The organism is Kluyvera sp. CHPC 1.251 (genome assembly GCF_036759945.1).
Classification (GTDB): domain Bacteria; phylum Pseudomonadota; class Gammaproteobacteria; order Enterobacterales; family Enterobacteriaceae; genus Kluyvera; species Kluyvera sichuanensis.
Window position 1 is genome coordinate 69,076 of the sequence record NZ_JAPKIC010000015.1, and the last position, 17,269, is coordinate 86,344.

General features: G+C 56.0%; 16 protein-coding genes. 12 read left to right on the forward strand and 4 right to left on the reverse strand.

The features are described from left to right. Window position 1 precedes the first annotated feature (1 nt). Window positions 2–1,831, forward strand: a complete 1,830-nt coding sequence (recQ, locus tag V6940_RS21305) for an ATP-dependent DNA helicase RecQ (RefSeq protein WP_185669760.1) — start codon at window positions 2–4, stop codon at window positions 1,829–1,831. Between the two features lie 81 nt (window positions 1,832–1,912). Then, entirely contained in the window at window positions 1,913–2,536 is a 624-nt protein-coding gene (rhtC, locus tag V6940_RS21310; RefSeq protein ID WP_185669759.1) for a threonine export protein RhtC, read from the forward strand. Between the two features lie 45 nt (window positions 2,537–2,581). On the opposite strand, the gene V6940_RS21315 is transcribed toward rhtC, so the two are convergent. Next, entirely contained in the window at window positions 2,582–3,490 is a 909-nt protein-coding gene (locus V6940_RS21315) for an Rpn family recombination-promoting nuclease/putative transposase (RefSeq protein ID WP_333497222.1), read from the reverse strand. 153 nt (window positions 3,491–3,643) lie between these two features. After that, a complete protein-coding gene (rhtB, locus tag V6940_RS21320; RefSeq protein WP_333497223.1) occupies window positions 3,644–4,264 on the reverse strand; it encodes a homoserine/homoserine lactone efflux protein in 621 nt (206 codons plus the stop codon). Window positions 4,265–4,373: 109 nt separating this feature from the next. On the opposite strand from rhtB, the gene pldB reads away from it, so the two are divergent. From pldB to V6940_RS21335, 3 genes are all read left to right on the forward strand, one after another. Then, complete coding sequence (pldB, locus tag V6940_RS21325) at window positions 4,374–5,366, forward strand: lysophospholipase L2 (RefSeq protein WP_333497224.1); 993 nt, start codon at window positions 4,374–4,376, stop codon at window positions 5,364–5,366. Between the two features lie 41 nt (window positions 5,367–5,407). Beyond that, window positions 5,408–6,208 carry a sugar/pyridoxal phosphate phosphatase YigL gene (gene yigL / locus V6940_RS21330; RefSeq protein ID WP_333497225.1) on the forward strand — a complete coding sequence of 267 codons (801 nt, stop codon included), beginning with the start codon at window positions 5,408–5,410 and terminating at the stop codon, window positions 6,206–6,208. 85 nt (window positions 6,209–6,293) lie between these two features. Next, window positions 6,294–7,193: a carboxylate/amino acid/amine transporter gene (locus tag V6940_RS21335; RefSeq protein ID WP_333497226.1), complete on the forward strand. Its 900-nt coding sequence runs from the start codon at window positions 6,294–6,296 to the stop codon at window positions 7,191–7,193. On the opposite strand, the gene metR is transcribed toward V6940_RS21335, so the two are convergent. Next, the gene (gene metR / locus V6940_RS21340) at window positions 7,081–8,034 is read right to left on the reverse strand and encodes an HTH-type transcriptional regulator MetR (protein ID WP_333497227.1); all 954 of its coding nucleotides are present in this window, start codon (window positions 8,032–8,034) and stop codon (window positions 7,081–7,083) included. The two genes, V6940_RS21335 and metR, sit on opposite strands and share 113 nt — an antisense overlap. Before the next feature lie 117 nt (window positions 8,035–8,151). Here metR and metE point away from each other — a divergent pair, with 117 nt between their 5' ends. Further along, on the forward strand, window positions 8,152–10,413 hold the full coding sequence (metE, locus tag V6940_RS21345; RefSeq protein WP_333497241.1) for a 5-methyltetrahydropteroyltriglutamate--homocysteine S-methyltransferase: 2,262 nt from the start codon (window positions 8,152–8,154) through the stop codon (window positions 10,411–10,413). 46 nt (window positions 10,414–10,459) lie between these two features. Here metE and V6940_RS21350 read toward each other — a convergent pair whose 3' ends face one another. Beyond that, window positions 10,460–11,272, reverse strand: a complete 813-nt coding sequence (locus V6940_RS21350; RefSeq protein ID WP_333497228.1) for a dienelactone hydrolase family protein — start codon at window positions 11,270–11,272, stop codon at window positions 10,460–10,462. Between the two features lie 237 nt (window positions 11,273–11,509). Here V6940_RS21350 and udp point away from each other — a divergent pair, with 237 nt between their 5' ends. The 6 genes from udp (at window position 11,510) to tatA (ending at window position 17,267) form a co-directional block, all read left to right on the forward strand. Beyond that, window positions 11,510–12,271: a uridine phosphorylase gene (gene udp, locus V6940_RS21355; protein WP_185669752.1), complete on the forward strand. Its 762-nt coding sequence runs from the start codon at window positions 11,510–11,512 to the stop codon at window positions 12,269–12,271. A gap of 142 nt (window positions 12,272–12,413) precedes the next feature. After that, on the forward strand, window positions 12,414–13,823 hold the full coding sequence (gene rmuC, locus V6940_RS21360) for a DNA recombination protein RmuC (protein ID WP_333497229.1): 1,410 nt from the start codon (window positions 12,414–12,416) through the stop codon (window positions 13,821–13,823). A 100-nt stretch (window positions 13,824–13,923) separates the two neighbouring features. Next, window positions 13,924–14,679, forward strand: coding sequence for a bifunctional demethylmenaquinone methyltransferase/2-methoxy-6-polyprenyl-1,4-benzoquinol methylase UbiE (gene ubiE, locus V6940_RS21365; protein WP_185669749.1), 756 nt, complete (start codon window positions 13,924–13,926; stop codon window positions 14,677–14,679). A 14-nt stretch (window positions 14,680–14,693) separates the two neighbouring features. After that, window positions 14,694–15,299 (forward strand): ubiquinone biosynthesis protein UbiJ, encoded by a 606-nt coding sequence (gene ubiJ / locus V6940_RS21370; RefSeq protein ID WP_333497230.1) that lies wholly within the window; start codon window positions 14,694–14,696, stop codon window positions 15,297–15,299. Further along, window positions 15,296–16,936 carry a ubiquinone biosynthesis regulatory protein kinase UbiB gene (gene ubiB, locus V6940_RS21375; RefSeq protein WP_333497231.1) on the forward strand — a complete coding sequence of 547 codons (1,641 nt, stop codon included), beginning with the start codon at window positions 15,296–15,298 and terminating at the stop codon, window positions 16,934–16,936. Before ubiJ ends, ubiB begins: the two co-directional genes overlap by 4 nt. A gap of 76 nt (window positions 16,937–17,012) precedes the next feature. Further along, entirely contained in the window at window positions 17,013–17,267 is a 255-nt protein-coding gene (gene tatA, locus V6940_RS21380) for a Sec-independent protein translocase subunit TatA (protein ID WP_123651758.1), read from the forward strand. Window positions 17,268–17,269 lie beyond the last annotated feature (2 nt).

Below are 17,269 nucleotides of genomic sequence, written 5' to 3' on the forward strand. Positions count from 1 at the left end.
TGTGGCACAGGCGGAAGTTTTAAATCAGGAATCGCTGGCTAAACAGGTTTTGCAAGAGACCTTTGGCTACCAGCAGTTCCGCCCTGGCCAGGAAACCATTATCGACACCGTGCTGGAAGGGCGCGACTGCCTGGTCGTGATGCCTACCGGCGGCGGTAAGTCGCTGTGTTATCAAATTCCTGCGCTGGTGCTTAACGGCCTGACGGTGGTGGTTTCACCGCTGATCTCGCTGATGAAGGACCAGGTCGATCAGCTGCTGGCGAACGGCGTGGCGGCGGCTTGTATCAACTCCACCCAAACCCGTGAACAGCAGCAAGAGGTGATGGCCGGCTGCCGTACCGGGCAGATTCGCCTGCTCTATATCGCCCCGGAACGCCTGATGCTGGATAACTTCCTTGAGCATCTGGCGCACTGGAATCCGGCGATGCTGGCGGTGGATGAGGCGCACTGTATCTCGCAGTGGGGGCACGATTTCCGCCCGGAATACGCGGCCCTTGGCCAGCTGCGTCAGCGCTTCCCCGCGCTGCCGTTTATGGCGCTTACCGCTACCGCCGATGACACTACCCGTAGCGACATTGTGCGCCTGCTGGGGCTGAACGACCCGCTGATTCAAATCAGCAGCTTCGACCGCCCGAATATCCGCTACATGCTGATGGAGAAATTTAAACCGCTCGATCAGCTGATGCGTTACGTGCAGGAGCAGCGGGGCAAATCCGGCATTATTTACTGCAATAGCCGTGCGAAGGTTGAAGATACCGCGGCTCGCCTGCAAAGCCGCGGCATCAGCGCGGCGGCTTATCATGCCGGGCTGGAAAATACCGTGCGCGCTGACGTGCAGGAAAAATTCCAGCGCGACGACCTGCAAATCGTGGTGGCCACCGTGGCCTTCGGGATGGGCATCAACAAGCCCAACGTCCGTTTTGTGGTGCACTTCGACATCCCGCGCAATATCGAATCTTACTATCAGGAAACCGGCCGTGCTGGCCGAGATGGCCTGCCAGCGGAAGCGATGCTGTTTTACGATCCGGCCGATATGGCGTGGCTGCGTCGATGCCTGGAAGAAAAGCCAGAGGGCATGCTGCTGGATATCGAGCGCCATAAGCTCAACGCGATGGGGGCGTTTGCCGAAGCGCAGACCTGCCGTCGCCTGGTGCTGCTTAACTACTTTGGCGAGGGGCGTCAGGAGCCGTGCGGCAACTGCGACATCTGCCTCGACCCACCGAAGCAGTACGACGGCGTGCAGGACGCGCAGATTGCGCTCTCCACCATTGGCCGGGTTAACCAGCGCTTTGGGATGGGCTACGTCGTCGAGGTCATTCGCGGTGCCAATAGCCAGCGTATTCGCGAATTCGGGCACGATAAGCTCAAGGTTTACGGCATGGGCCGCGACAAAAGTCATGAACACTGGGTCAGCGTCATTCGCCAGCTTATCCACTTAGGTTTTGTTACCCAGAACATTGCCCAACATTCGGCGCTCCAGCTTACCGACGCTTCCCGTCCGGTGCTGCGCGGCGAAGTGCCGCTGCAGCTTGCGGTGCCGCGTATTGTGGCGCTGAAGCCGCGCGTGATGCAGAAAGCGGCGGTGGGTAACTACGACAAGCAGCTGTTTGCTAAGCTGCGTAAGCTGCGTAAAGCCATTGCCGATGAAGAAAATATCCCGCCTTACGTCGTCTTTAACGACGCGACGCTGATTGAAATGGCAGAACAGATGCCTATCTCCCCGAGCGATATGCTCAGCGTCAACGGTGTGGGCACGCGTAAACTCGAACGCTTTGGTCGTGAATTTCTGGCGCTGATTCGCGCTCACGTCGACGGAGATGATGAGGAGTAGTCAGTTTGCGGAAAAAGTGCAAAGATGGTGACTCACTGTACTCTTTTCCGCGAATTTATCGTCCCGTTTGGTAGGTCTATCATGATTACGCTATTTCTGACCGTCGCGCTGGTGCACATCATTGCTTTGATGAGCCCGGGGCCGGACTTCTTTTTTGTCTCCCAGACCGCCGTGAGCCGCTCGCGCAAAGAAGCCATGATGGGCGTGCTGGGGATCACCTGTGGCGTGATGGTCTGGGCGGGCGTTGCGCTGCTCGGCCTGCACCTGATTATCGAAAAAATGGCGTGGCTGCACACCATCATTATGGTCGGCGGTGGTCTGTACCTGTGCTGGATGGGCTACCAGATGCTGCGCGGGGCGCTGAAGAAAGAGCCGTCTGACGCAGCGGAAGAACCGCAGGTTGAACTGGCTCAGGGCGGCCGCAGCTTTATGAAGGGTCTGCTGACGAACCTCGCCAACCCAAAAGCAATTATCTACTTTGGCTCTGTGTTCTCACTGTTTGTCGGTGATAACGTCGGTGCGGGCGAGCGCTGGGGGATCTTCCTGCTGATTATCCTCGAAACGCTGGCCTGGTTTACCGTCGTGGCGAGCCTGTTTGCGCTGCCCGCTATGCGTCGCGGCTACCAGCGCGCAGCGAAGTGGATCGACGGCGTGGCGGGCACACTGTTCGCCGGTTTCGGTATTCACCTGATTATTTCTCGCTAAGTGATTGGCCCACTCGATAACCGTATCGGGTGGGCTAATCGGTGTTTAGTGGCTAAGTTGCTGGAGTTCATCGAGGGAAAGTCCGGTGATCTCAGTGATGATGTTGCTATCAAGCCCCCGAGCTAGCATTGCTTGAGCAATATCCTGTGTTGCCGCAAGTTTGCCTTCCAGAATACCTTGTTGAATCCCTTCCTGACGGCCAATCAACTTTAACTGTTCTGCCATGGTCATAAGTTTTTCTCCATGCTGCGGCACGCGCTGTGCCAATCCATACAATAGTTTTTGAACATCCTGGGTTTGTCCGGCCTGTATCAGATAGTTTACCAGCACGGTTATTTGTTGTCCGTTCATGTGTCCCAGAATGAACAAACTGGCGAGCTTGTCTTGTAGCAACGCGATATCCCGCTGCCGGATATGCTTCTGCACCAGCGTCAGCGCCGCCATGCTGCGGTGTTGCATAATCTCATCATCAGGGATGACCGTAATGTCCACCAGCGGGAAAGGGGAGGTGTAGAGCTGACGTGCGGCGATAGGGTCACTGAACGCATCCAGCCAGTTTAGCGACCAGGGATAGGGGCTGCGTTTGCCGTGATAAAACAGAATGGGAACCACCAGCGGTAAGGTTTTATGACCGGCCTCGAGATGGCGCTGCATGGCGGCAACGGCGTAACGCAGCAGTCTGAAGGCCATATGTTTATCCGGCGTGCTCTGGTGTTCGATAAGGACGTGGATATAGCCGCGCCCGGTGGTGGTTTGCAGCGAATAGATAACATCGCTGTAGTAGGGGCGCAGATCCTCTTCGATAAAGCTCCCCGATTCCAGCCGTAGCGTCTCCAGTTTGCAGAGTTGGAGAAGCTGAGTGGGCAGATGGAGGCTAATAAAATCCCGCGCCGTATCGGCGCAGGAGAGAAAGGTTTTAAACACCGCGTCATGCGGCGTGGCTGTCTCCGCCATTGTTTATCATCCGTGAATGAAAAGTCTGGCGGCATTCTGGCACTCAGGCTATTTGTCGCGTAGCGGTAATTACAGGCTTCTTTTCGGGATGCGCCGCCGATCGCGTGATTTTGTTAGTTAGCGGCTCCCACGACAAAAATTTGCGTGCCGTATTCAGGCATGGCGCGCCGACGCCAGTAGCGCTCCCACCAGCATAAACAGCGAACCGAACACTTTATTCAACGCCTTCATCTGCTTCGGCCCTTTAATCCACGTCGAGATCCGCTGCGCCAGCGTAGCGTAGCCAATCATCACGATGATATCGACGACGATGGTTGTCACCCCAAGAATCAGGTACTGCATTATCTGCGGCTGGTGCGGCACGATAAACTGCGGGAACAGAGCGGCCAGGAACACGATGCTCTTCGGGTTGGTCAGGTTCACGAACACCGCGCGCTGGAACAGCTTGCCGCGGCTTTGGGTTTTCGCCAGCGTTTTCAGGTCGATAGAGCCTGCGGCGCGCCATTGCTGAATGCCGAGCCAGATAAGATACGCCGCCCCCGCCCACTTCACCACCTCAAAGGCCAGCAGGGATCGCGAGAAGAGGGTTCCAAGGCCCACACCAACTAGCACGATGTGAATCGCCAGACCGGTTTGCAGGCCGGTAATCGATGCCGCGGCACCGCGATAGCCGTGGTTAATGGAGGTGGTCATGGTATTGATCGCCCCTGAGCCTGGTGAAAGGCTAAGAATTATGGATGTGAGCAGGTAGGCGAACCACCATTCGAAGGTCATGAGAAACTCCCTGATTGTCTGTTTTTATGCCACAATACGCTATTGTCCTGGCGTTGTGTCAGGCGTCACAAAAAAATGATTTTCAGCGGTTAGCAGGGGTGGAAGCCCGATGTTTCAACAGCAAAAGGATTGGAATACAAGAGAAAACGCGTTTGCTGCCTTTACGACCGGCCCGCTGATGGATTTCTGGCGAGGGCGGAAGGAAGCGGAGTTTATCGGCGTTGACGGCATTCCGGTACGATTTGTTCGGTTCAGTTCACCGGCGCACGACAGCGTAATCGTGGTCTGTCCTGGGCGAATTGAGAGCTACGTGAAGTATGCCGAGCTGGCGTACGACCTGTTCCATAGCGGCTTTGATGTGCTGATTATCGACCATCGCGGTCAGGGGCGCTCCGGGCGCATGTTGTCTGACTCCCATCGCGGTCACGTGGCAAAATTTAGCGACTACGTTGACGATCTTGCGGCCTTCTGGCAGCAGCAGGTGCTGCCGGGGCACTGGCGGCAGCGATTTATTCTCGCCCACTCGATGGGCGGTGCCATCGCCACGCAGTTTTTGCAGCGTAATCCGCAAGGCTGTGATGCCATCGCGCTTTGCGCGCCGATGTTCGGTATTATTATGCGCCTGCCGGAATGGGTGGTAAGACCGCTTCTCGATTGGGCTGAGGGCCATCAGCGTCTTCGGGAAGGGTATGCAATGGGAACAGGCCGATGGCATGCGCTGCCGTTTGGCATTAATGTATTGACCCATAGTCGCGAACGCTATCGGCGTAACGTCCGTTTTTATGCCGATGAGCCCCGGTTGCGCGTGGGAGGCCCCACGTATCACTGGGTCAGAGAGGGTATTCTGGCAGGGGAGCAAATCCTCGCCGGTGCCGCAAAAGAGACGTTCCCCGTTCTGCTGATTCAGGCAGAGGAAGAACGCGTCGTTGATAATCGCATGCACGATCGTTATTGCGAAATCCGCGCCGAAGCGGGCCATCCTTGTGATGGCGGTAAGCCGCTTGTCATACAGGGCGCCTATCATGAGATCCTTTTTGAAAAGGACGCTATGCGCTCAGTCGCACTCACTGCCATCGTCGATTTTTTCCATCGACATTGTTAATTCGGCGCCAGCGGCGCACTGTTTAGAGGTTAAATTCGAATATGTACCAGGTTGTTGCGTCTGACTTAGATGGCACCTTACTCTCCCCTGACCACCACTTAACGCCGTACGCGAAAGAGACGCTGAAGCTGCTCACCGAGCGCGGCCTGAACTTCGTCTTTGCTACCGGACGTCATTACATCGACGTAGGGCAGATTCGCGATAATCTGGGGATCAAATCCTACATGATCACCTCCAACGGCGCGCGCGTGCACGATGCCGATGGGAAACAGGTTTTCGCTCATAACCTCGATCGTGATATCGCCGCCGATCTCTTCGGCATCGTGAATGACAACCCGGATATCGTCACCAACGTTTATCGTGAAGATGAATGGTTTATGAACCGTCACCGCCCGGAAGAGATGCGTTTCTTCAAGGAAGCGGTATTCAACTACACCCTGTATGAGCCGGGTATGCTGGAGCCGGAAGGGGTCAGCAAGGTGTTCTTCACCTGCAACGATCACGAAACGCTGCTGCCTTTGGAGCAGGCGATTAACGCGCGCTGGGGCGATCGCGTCAACGTCAGCTTCTCCACGCTCACCTGCCTGGAAGTGATGGCGGGCGGCGTGTCGAAAGGCCATGCGCTGGAAGCGGTGGCGAAAGCGATGGGCTATACCCTTAAAGATTGCATCGCGTTCGGCGATGGCATGAATGACGCTGAAATGCTGTCGATGGCAGGTAAAGGCTGCATCATGGCAGGCGCGCACCAGCGTCTGAAAGATCTGCATCCGGAGCTTGAAGTGATCGGCTCGAACGCCGATGACGCGGTACCGCACTTCCTGCGCGACATGTACCTGCGTTAATTATCAACAACTGACTGCTTATTGGTCAGTTGTCAACCACCAACTCCGCTACAATGAATGCTCATCTTCTTATGAGACATTCATTGTGGCGCTGCTGATTATTACCACCATCCTGTGGGCTTTCTCCTTTAGCTTTTACGGCGAGTACCTTGCCGGACACGTCGACAGCTACTTTGCGGTGCTGGTGCGCGTGGGCCTGGCGGCGCTGGTCTTCCTGCCGTTTCTTCGCACCCGCGGGCACAGTCTGAAAACCGTTGGCCTGTACATGCTGGTGGGCGCAATGCAGCTTGGCATCATGTATATGCTGAGCTTCCACGCTTATCTCTACCTGACCGTCTCCGAGCTGCTGCTGTTTACCGTCCTGACACCGCTCTACATCACGCTGATTTACGACCTGATGAGCGGACGCCGACTGCGCTGGAGCTACGCGTTTAGTGCGCTGCTGGCGGTGATTGGCGCGGGGATTATCCGCTACGACCATATCACTAACCATTTCTGGACGGGCCTTATTCTGGTGCAGCTCTCCAATATCGTCTTTGCCATCGGCATGGTGGGCTATAAGCGCCTGATGGAGACCCGGCCAATGCCGCAGCATAACGCTTTTGCCTGGTTCTACCTCGGGGCGTTTCTGGTGGCGGCGGTGGCCTGGATGCTGCTCGGCAACGCGCAGAAAATGCCGCAGACTCTGCCGCAGTGGGGGATTCTGGTATTTCTTGGCGTGGTGGCTTCGGGGATTGGCTACTTTATGTGGAACTACGGCGCCACGCAGGTGGATGCGGGCACCTTAGGTATTATGAACAACATGCATGTGCCTGCAGGGCTGCTGGTGAACCTGGCAATCTGGCATCAACAGCCCCACTGGCCGAGCTTCCTTACAGGGGCTGCGGTGATACTGGCCTCACTGTGGGTGCATCGCCATTGGGTCGCTCCGCGTTCTTCACGAACGGCAGATGATCGCAAGCGTGATTCCGCGCTGAGCGAATAAACGCATCCATTACCGGCTGACGCTGCTCGCCATCACGCACGGCGGCGTACAGTCGGCTCCACAGTCCTTCGCCCAGGGTTTTGGTCACAATCAGACCCTGGCGCTCAAAACTCTCTACTACCCAGTGCGGCAGAGCGGCAATGCCCATCCGCGCGGCGACCATCTGCACCAGCAGCAGTGTGTTATCAACGCTTTTCAGCTGTGGGCTTACGCCAGCAGGCAGCAGGAAATGACGCCAGACGTCAAGGCGCTGGCGCTGCACCGGATAAATCAACAACGTTTCTGCCGCCAAATCTTCTGGCGTGATGCGCGCTTTGGCCGCCAGCGGGTGATCCGGCGACAGTACCAGGCGCACTTCAAAATCAAACATCGGCGAGTAGTGCAGGCCGCTGCGCGGCAGGATGTCTGAGGTCAGTACCAGATCCAACTCGCCTTGCTGTAGCGCAGGCTGCGGGTCAAAGGTGACGCCGGACTTAAAGTCCATCTCAACCTGCGGCCACTGCTTGCGGAAATTCTCCAGCGCGGGCGTCAGCCACTGAATACAGCTATGGCATTCGATTGCGATACGCAGCGTGGCCTGCTGCGGTTCATGGCAGGCCTGCAACGCCTGAGTGATTTGCGGCAGCACCTGGTTTGCCAGCTGCAGCAAAATCTCCCCCTGTGGGGTAAAGCGCAGCGGCTGGCTTTTACGTACGAATAGCCGGAAGCCAAGGCGCTGTTCCAGATCGCTGAACTGGTGAGACAGGGCGGATTGGGTCTGGTGCAGCGTCGCCGCGGCGGCCGCCAGAGAACCACTGTTCCGCAACGCCTGGAGCGTTTTCAGATGTTTAATTTCGATCATGAAAGTCCTTCACTTCGGCATGAACAATTTGCGCTTGAGGAATATACAGTACCTGTCGATTATGGATGTGTAAACATCTGGACGGCTAAATACTGAAAAATCCATGAGAGGCATATGATGACTATTCAAAACCACACCCTCGGTTTCCCTCGCGTAGGGCTGCGTCGCGAGCTGAAAAAAGCGCAAGAGAGCTATTGGGCGGGTAACGCCTCCCGTGAAGACCTGCTGGCCGTTGGTCGCGAGCTGCGCGCCCGCCATTGGGATCAGCAGAAGCAGGCGGGCATCGACCTGCTGCCGGTGGGCGACTTCGCCTGGTACGATCACGTGCTGACCACCAGTCTGCTGCTGGGCAACGTCCCGGCTCGCCATCAGAACAAAGATGGCTCCGTCGATATCGATACCTTATTCCGTATTGGCCGTGGGCGCGCACCGACCGGTGAACCTGCGGCGGCGGCAGAAATGACCAAATGGTTTAACACCAACTATCACTACATGGTGCCTGAGTTCACCAAAGGCCAGCAGTTCAAGCTGACCTGGACCCAACTGCTGGACGAAGTCGACGAAGCGCTGGCGCTTGGCCACCACGTGAAGCCTGTCCTGCTGGGGCCGGTTACCTATCTGTGGTTGGGTAAAGTGAAGGGTGAGCAGTTTGACCGCCTGACCTTGCTAAATGACATTCTGCCGGTGTATCAGCAGGTGCTGGCTGAACTGGCGAAACGCGGCATTGAGTGGGTACAGATTGATGAACCTGCGCTGGTGCTGGAGCTGCCGCAGGCATGGCTGAACGCATTTAAACCGGCTTATGATGCGCTGCAGGGGCAGGTGAAGCTGCTGCTCACCACCTATTTCGAGGGCGTGACGCCGAATCTGGACACTATCGCCGCGCTGCCGGTGCAGGGGCTGCACGTTGATTTGGTGCACGGTAAAGATGACGTTGAAGTTCTGCATCAGCGCCTGCCAGCCGACTGGCTGCTCTCCGCAGGCCTGATTAACGGCCGCAACGTGTGGCGCGCCGACCTCACTGAAAAATATGCGCAGATTAAAGCGCTGGTCGGTAAACGTGAACTCTGGGTCGCCTCTTCCTGCTCTCTGCTGCATAGCCCTATCGACCTGAGCGCTGAAACTCGCCTGGATGCGGAAGTGAAGAGCTGGTTCGCCTTTGCCCTGCAAAAATGCGGTGAGCTGGCGCTGCTACGCGATGCACTGAATACCGGCAACACGGCGGCTCTGGTTGAGTGGAGCGCACCGATACAGGCGCGCCGTCACTCAACCCGCGTACACAATGCGGCAGTGGAACAGCGTCTGGCGGCGATTACCGCCAAAGACAGCCAGCGTGCTAGCGCCTACCCGGTACGCGCTGAAGCGCAGCGCGCGCGCTTTAATCTTCCGGCCTGGCCGACCACAACGATCGGTTCTTTCCCGCAAACCACCGAGATTCGCGGCCTGCGTCTGGATTTCAAAAAGGGGAATCTGGATGCGAATAACTACCGCACCGGCATTGCCGAACACATTAAGCAGGCGATCGTCGAACAGGAGCGTCTGGGGCTAGACGTGCTGGTGCACGGTGAAGCCGAGCGTAATGACATGGTGGAATACTTCGGCGAGCATCTCGACGGCTTCGTCTTCACCCAGAACGGCTGGGTTCAGAGCTACGGTTCTCGCTGCGTGAAGCCGCCAGTCGTCATTGGCGACGTGAGCCGCCCGGAAGCGATCACCGTGGAGTGGGCGAAGTATGCCCAGTCTCTGACCGACAAACCGGTGAAAGGGATGCTGACCGGCCCGGTCACGATTCTTTGCTGGTCCTTCCCGCGTGAAGATGTGACCCGTGAAACTATCGCTAAGCAGATTGCGCTGGCGCTGCGTGATGAAGTGGCGGATCTGGAAGCGGCCGGTATTGGCATCATCCAGATCGATGAACCGGCACTGCGTGAAGGTCTACCGCTGCGCCGCAGCGATTGGGCCGCCTACCTGGAGTGGGGCGTGGAAGCCTTCCGCATTAACGCCGCGGTGGCGCAGGATGATACCCAAATCCACACCCATATGTGTTACTGCGAGTTCAACGACATCATGGATTCCATTGCGGCACTGGATGCGGATGTGATCACTATCGAAACCTCCCGTTCCGATATGGAGCTGCTGGAGTCGTTCGAAGAGTTCGACTACCCGAATGAAATTGGGCCGGGCGTCTATGACATTCACTCGCCGAACGTACCGAGCGTGGAGTGGATTGAATCACTGCTGAAGAAAGCAGAGCAGCGCATTCCGGCAGAGCGCCTGTGGGTTAACCCGGACTGTGGTCTGAAAACACGTGGTTGGCCAGAAACCCGCGCGGCGTTGGCGAACATGGTCAAAGCGGCGCAGAACCTGCGTCAGGCTTAAAAAATCAAACGGAGGCTAACGCCTCCGTTTTTCTTTACCAGGGGAATTAGCTCTTTTTCCCGCCGTACTGCGCAAACCACTCCAGCATACGCTGCCAGCCATCTTTTGCTGACTCTTCATGATAGCTCGGGCGGTAATCGGCGTTGAACGCATGCCCGGCTTCCGGGTAAACCACGATCTCGGCATTTGCATTAGCCGCTCGCAGCGCATGGCGCATGGTATCAACCGACTCCAGCGGAATCCCCGTATCCTGGCCGCCGTACAGCCCGAGCACCGGGGCGCTAAGATCAACCGCGATGTCGACCGGGTTTTTCGGCATCTTCAGGGTTTTGTCACCCACCAGACGGCCATACCAGGCAACGGCGGCTTTGAGCTGCGGGTTATGTGCGGCGTATAGCCAGGTAATGCGGCCACCCCAGCAAAAGCCCGTCATCAATAAGCGGCTGGCGTCGCCGCCGTTACGTGCCGCCCAGTTGGCGACGTGATCGAGGTCGGCTAGCACCTGAGCGTCGGGGACTTTGGACACCAGGTCGCTAAACAGCGAGGGGACATCGTCATAATCGTTCGGATCGCCCTGACGGAAGTAGAGCTCTGGTGCGACCGCCAGATAGCCCTCTAACGCCAGACGGCGACAAATATCGCGGATGTGTTCGTGGACACCAAAAATCTCCTGCACTACGATGATTACCGGCAGAGGCGCATCGCTATGCTTAGGGCGAGCGTAGTACGCTGGCAGCGTATCACCCTGTGAAGGTATAGAGGTTTCTCCCGCTGAGATAGCCTCTTCAGGCGTATGAACAGTGGTTGAGGCGTGAGGTGAAGCCGCAGGGGCAAATCCAGGTTGTCTGTTGGTTGTCATGGCATTCTCCGTACCCTTTTAATGAACTCATAGCCAAATCACATTGCCTGAATGCGGCGTATTTTTGGTCAGCAGGGAGTAACAATAACTTGTTAATGTGATGTGAATCACTAATTGCATGGAATTTAATGTAATATTTTTAATTCTTAGTGATGGTAGTCACGAAAAGATGTTGTGGTCTTCTATAAAGTACATTTTTGCTTCTTCTGACAAAACTGAACCACAGAGGAGTTCTTTATGTCCAAGTCTGATGTTTTTCATCTCGGCCTCACCAAAAGCGACCTTCAGGGGGCTACACTCGCTATCGTCCCAGGTGACCCGGAACGTGTGGAAAAGATCGCCGCGCTGATGGAAAAGCCGGTAAAACTGGCATCTCACCGTGAATTTACCTCCTGGCGTGCCGAACTTGATGGCAAGTCAGTGATCGTTTGCTCTACCGGTATCGGTGGCCCATCCACCTCTATCGCCGTCGAAGAGCTGGCCCAACTGGGTATCCGCACCTTCCTGCGCGTAGGCACCACCGGCGCTATTCAGCCGCATATCAACGTCGGTGATGTTCTGGTGACCACCGCATCCGTCCGTCTGGATGGGGCGAGCCTGCACTTTGCGCCGATGGAATACCCGGCAGTCGCTGACTTTGCGTGTACTACCGCGCTGGTTGAAGCGGCGAAAGCCGTAGGCGCGACCACGCACATCGGCGTGACGGCGTCCTCTGATACCTTCTATCCGGGTCAGGAACGCTATGACACCTTCTCCGGCCGCGTAGTGAGAAACTACAAAGGTTCTATGGAAGAGTGGCAGTCTATGGGCGTGATGAACTACGAGATGGAATCCGCGACGCTGCTGACCATGTGCTCAAGCCAGGGTCTGCGTGCGGGGATGGTAGCAGGCGTTATCGTTAACCGTACCCAGCAGGAAATCCCGAACGCTGAGACGATGAAGCAGACGGAAAGCCACGCGGTGAAAATCGTGGTGGAAGCGGCACGCCGCCTGCTGTAGTTCGCTCACCCGCTCTGTAAAAGGCCGACTTGTTCGGCCTTTTTCTTTTTGCGTGGAGGCTCGCAGGAAACTGCTTTAAAACTGGACGTTTATACAGCACAATTCTATTTTGTGCAGATAACCGGTTTATGCAGGGGGCGTTGTGGATATTGCTGTGGTGATTTATGCGCTGGTCGCGCTGGTAGGCATCGTGATTGGCTGGCTGGCGGCGAGCTATCGCGTGGCACAGCAGCGAGCTGAACAGCTGGCTGAAGAGCGCGACGTGTACGGCGAATTGAGTGCAGCAAAACAGCAGATTGCCCAGAACGCCCACTGGCGGGAAGAGTGTGAACTACTCAATAACGAGCTGCGTAACCTGCGGGAAATAAACTCCTCGCTGGAGGTCGACCTGCGTGAAGTCACTACGCTGCTGGAGACCACCCGCCAGCACGGCGATGAAAAATACCGCCTGATGCTCAACAGCGAGCAGCGCCTGAGCGAGCAGTTCGAAAACCTGGCCAACCGCATCTTCGAACAGAGCAATCGCCGGGTGGAAGAACAAAACCGCCAAAGCCTGCACGGCCTGCTGACGCCGCTTCGCGAGCAGCTTGATGGTTTTCGTCGTCAGGTGCAGGAGAGCTTTGGGCAGGAGGCGCGTGAGCGTCACACGCTGGCGCATGAAATTCGTAACCTGCAGCAGCTCAACGCCCAGATGGCACAGGAAGCGGTTAACCTGACCCGTGCGCTAAAAGGCGACAATAAAACCCAGGGTAACTGGGGTGAAGTGGTACTCACGCGCGTATTAGAGGCTTCTGGCCTGCGTGAAGGGCATGAATACGAAACCCAGGTTAGCATCAATACGGATGCGAACTCCCGTATGCAGCCGGACGTTATCGTGCGCCTGCCGCACCGCAAGGACGTGGTGGTGGATGCCAAAATGACGCTGGTGGCCTACGAGCGTTACTTTAACGCTGAAGATGACTACACCCGCGAAACCGCGCTGCAGGAGCATATTGCGGCAGTGCGTAACCATATCCGCATGCTGGGTCGTAAAGATTATCAGCAGTTGCCGGGGCTGCGATCGCTGGACTACGTCCTGATGTTTATCCCCGTTGAACCTGCCTTTCTGCTGGCGCTGGACAGACAGCCTGAACTGATTAGCGAAGCGCTGAAAAACAATATTATGCTGGTCAGCCCAACCACGCTTCTGGTGGCGCTGCGGACCATCGCCAACCTATGGCGCTATGAGCATCAGAGCCGTAATGCGCAGCATATTGCTGAACGTGCGAGCCGCTTATATGACAAAATGCGCCTCTTCGTGGATGACATGTCGGCTATCGGTCAAAGCCTCGATAAAGCGCAGGAAAACTACCGACAGGCGATGAAAAAGCTCACCACCGGGCGCGGTAACCTGCTGACGCAGGCCGAGGCGTTCCGCCACCTTGGGGTGGAGGTAAAACGCGAGATTAATCCGGAACTGGTTGAACAGGCGACGGCGCAGGACGATGATTTTCGTCTGCGTGACGACACAGACACGAATGATGACAATCCGTTAGCCGCTGAACGTCGCTAAAACGCTCGCCGTACGGGTTTGGTAACGGGGTGGAATCGTAGGGCAATTGCGTCCAATCTGTTACACTCCATGAACATTTTCTTGATAAGCAGGCATAGAGATGGTTGAGGATTCACAAGAAACGACGCACTTTGGCTTTCAAACAATCGCCAAATCACAGAAAGAAAACATGGTGGCGCATGTCTTCCATTCTGTCGCCGCAAAATACGATGTGATGAATGATCTAATGTCATTCGGTATCCATCGTCTCTGGAAGCGTTTTACCATTGATTGCAGCGGCGTGCGCCGTGGACAGACGGTCCTCGATCTGGCGGGCGGCACCGGCGACCTGACGGCAAAATTCTCGCGTATGGTTGGTGAAACCGGCCGCGTGGTGCTGGCAGATATTAACGACTCGATGCTCAAAATGGGCCGTGAAAAGCTGCGTAATATCGGCGTGGTGGGTAACGTGGAGTACGTGCAGGCGAACGCTGAAGCGCTGCCGTTCCCGGACAACACCTTCGACTGCATCACCATCTCCTTTGGCCTGCGTAACGTCACCGACAAAGACAAAGCGCTGCGCTCGATGTATCGCGTACTGAAGCCGGGCGGACGTCTGTTGGTACTGGAGTTCTCCAAGCCGGTTATCGACCCGCTGAGCAAAGCTTACGATGCCTACTCATTCCACATCCTGCCGCGTATTGGCGAAATGGTGGCAAACGATGCTGAAAGCTATCGCTATCTGGCGGAATCTATTCGTATGCACCCCGATCAGGACACCCTGAAAGAGATGATGCAGAACGCCGGGCTGGAAAACGTTGAGTACTTCAACCTGACGGCAGGGATTGTCGCGCTGCATCGCGGCTATAAATTCTGATAAGCGGGGGCCATATGCCTTTAAAACCCTTAGTGACTGGCAGTATCGAAACCGCGATTAACGCGCTGTTATGGCGCGAGAAAGCATTGAAGCCTGCCCGTCAGCGTCTTATCGGAAAAGTATTACGCATTGAGCTGAAAGAGTTTTCTTCTCCGCTGGTGCTTATCTTCAGCGAGCGTCAGGTTGACGTGGTCGGCGCGTGGGACGACGAGGCAGATTGCACTGTCATCACCCGCGTCAGCGTGCTGCCTCAACTACGCAATCGTCAGCAACTGACGGCGCTTATCCGTAATAACGACCTGGAAGTGCAGGGCGATCTTCAGGTCGTGCAAAACCTGGTGTCGCTAGCGGACCTGGCGGAGTTCTCCCCTGCAGAGCTGCTGGCACCCTATACCGGCGATGTGGCGGCAGAGGGGATCAGCAAAGCGCTGCGCGGCGGGGCGAAGTTCATTCAGCACGGGCTGGCACGCCAGCAGCGCTATGTGGCGGAAACCCTGACGGAAGAGTGGCGATTAGCGCCGGGCGCGCTGGAAGTGGCCTGGTTTGCGGAAGAAACAACGGCCGTTGAGCGCGATGTTGCCGCGCTGACGAAACGGTTGGAAAAACTGGAGGGGAAATGACGCCAGGAGAATTACGGCGCCTGTATTTTATCATCCGCACCTTTTTGAGTTACGGGCTTGATGAGCTCATTCCCAAAATGCGTATCACGCTGCCGCTGCGAATTGGGCGTCGGCTGCTGTTCTGGATGCCGAATCGCCACAAGGAAAAGTCGCTAGGCGAACGTCTGCGCTTAGCGTTGCAGGAGCTTGGCCCGGTATGGATCAAGTTTGGGCAGATGCTTTCTACCCGTCGCGACCTCTTCCCATCGCAAATTGCCGATCAGCTCATTATGCTGCAAGACCGCGTGGCACCGTTCGACGGCAAGCTGGCGAAGCAGCAGATTGAAAAATCGATGGGCGATATTCCTGTTGAAAGCTGGTTTGATGATTTCAGCATCGAGCCGCTGGCTTCAGCCTCCATTGCCCAGGTGCACACTGCTCGCCTGAAAGAGAACGGCAAAGAGGTGGTCATTAAGGTTATCCGCCCGGACATTTTGCCGATTATCAAAGCGGACATGAAGCTTATCTATCGTCTGGCGCGCTGGGTACCTCGCCTGCTGCCAGACGGTCGTCGTCTGCGCCCGCTGGAAGTGGTGCGTGACTATGAAAAGACGCTTATTGATGAGCTGAACCTGCTGCGCGAAGCGGCGAACGCTATTCAACTGCGCCGCAACTTCGAAAACAGCCCGATGCTGTACGTGCCGGAGGTCTATTCAGACTACTGCCGCGTTGACATGCTGGTGATGGAGCGTATCTACGGTATTCCTGTCTCTGATGTGGAAACGCTGGAAAAGCAGAATACCAATATGAAGCTGCTGGCCGAACGCGGCGTGCAGGTCTTCTTCACCCAGGTATTCCGCGACAGCTTCTTCCATGCGGATATGCATCCGGGGAATATTTTCGTCAGCTATGAACACCCGGAAGACCCGCAGTACATCGGTATCGACTGCGGTATTGTCGGCTCGCTCAACAAGGACGATAAGCGCTATCTGGCGGAAAACTTTATCGCCTTCTTCAACCGCGACTACCGTAAAGTAGCCGAACTGCACGTCGATTCCGGCTGGGTTCCCGCGGACACCAACGTGGAAGAGTTTGAGTTTGCCATCCGCACCGTTTGCGAGCCGATTTTTGAAAAGCCGCTGGCAGAGATCTCTTTCGGCCACGTGCTGCTGAACCTGTTTAACACCGCCCGACGCTTCAATATGGAAGTCCAGCCGCAGCTGGTGTTGCTACAAAAGACATTACTTTACGTAGAAGGGGTAGGACGTCAGCTCTATCCTCAGTTAGATTTATGGAAGACGGCGAAGCCTTTCCTTGAGTCATGGCTGAAAGATCAGGTCGGTATTCCGGCGCTGGTTCGTGCCCTGAAGGACAAAGCGCCGTTCTGGATTGAAAAGATGCCGGAGCTGCCGGAGCTGGTGTATGACAGCCTTCGACAGAGCAAGCAGGTTCAGGCGAGCCTTGAGAAACTCTCGCAGAATCTGACAACGCATCACACCCGTCAGGGTCAATCGCGTTATCTCTTTGGTATAGGCGCGGTTTTACTCCTGAGCGGTACAGTATTGTTAGTGAATCGCCCGGAATGGGGCCTGACACCCGCATGGCTAATGGCCGGAGGGTTGGTGGTATGGCTCGTCGGGTGGCGGAAGACGCGCTGAATTATGCGTCGCTAAGAGGGCGCTGCATAACGTATAATGCGCGCTGATTATTTCATCATCTATCAGAGGAACTTGTATGGGTGGTATTAGTATTTGGCAGTTGCTGATTATCGTCGTTATCGTAGTTCTGCTTTTTGGGACTAAAAAGCTGAGCTCACTGGGATCCGACTTAGGTTCGTCTATCAAAGGCTTCAAGAAAGCCATGAGTGATGAAGACGACACCAAAACCAAAGCGGATCAGGATGCAGATTTCACTGCAAAATCAATCACTGATAAGCAGGAAAGTGCAAAGAAAGACGAAGCGAAACGCCACGACAACGAGCAGGTGTAATT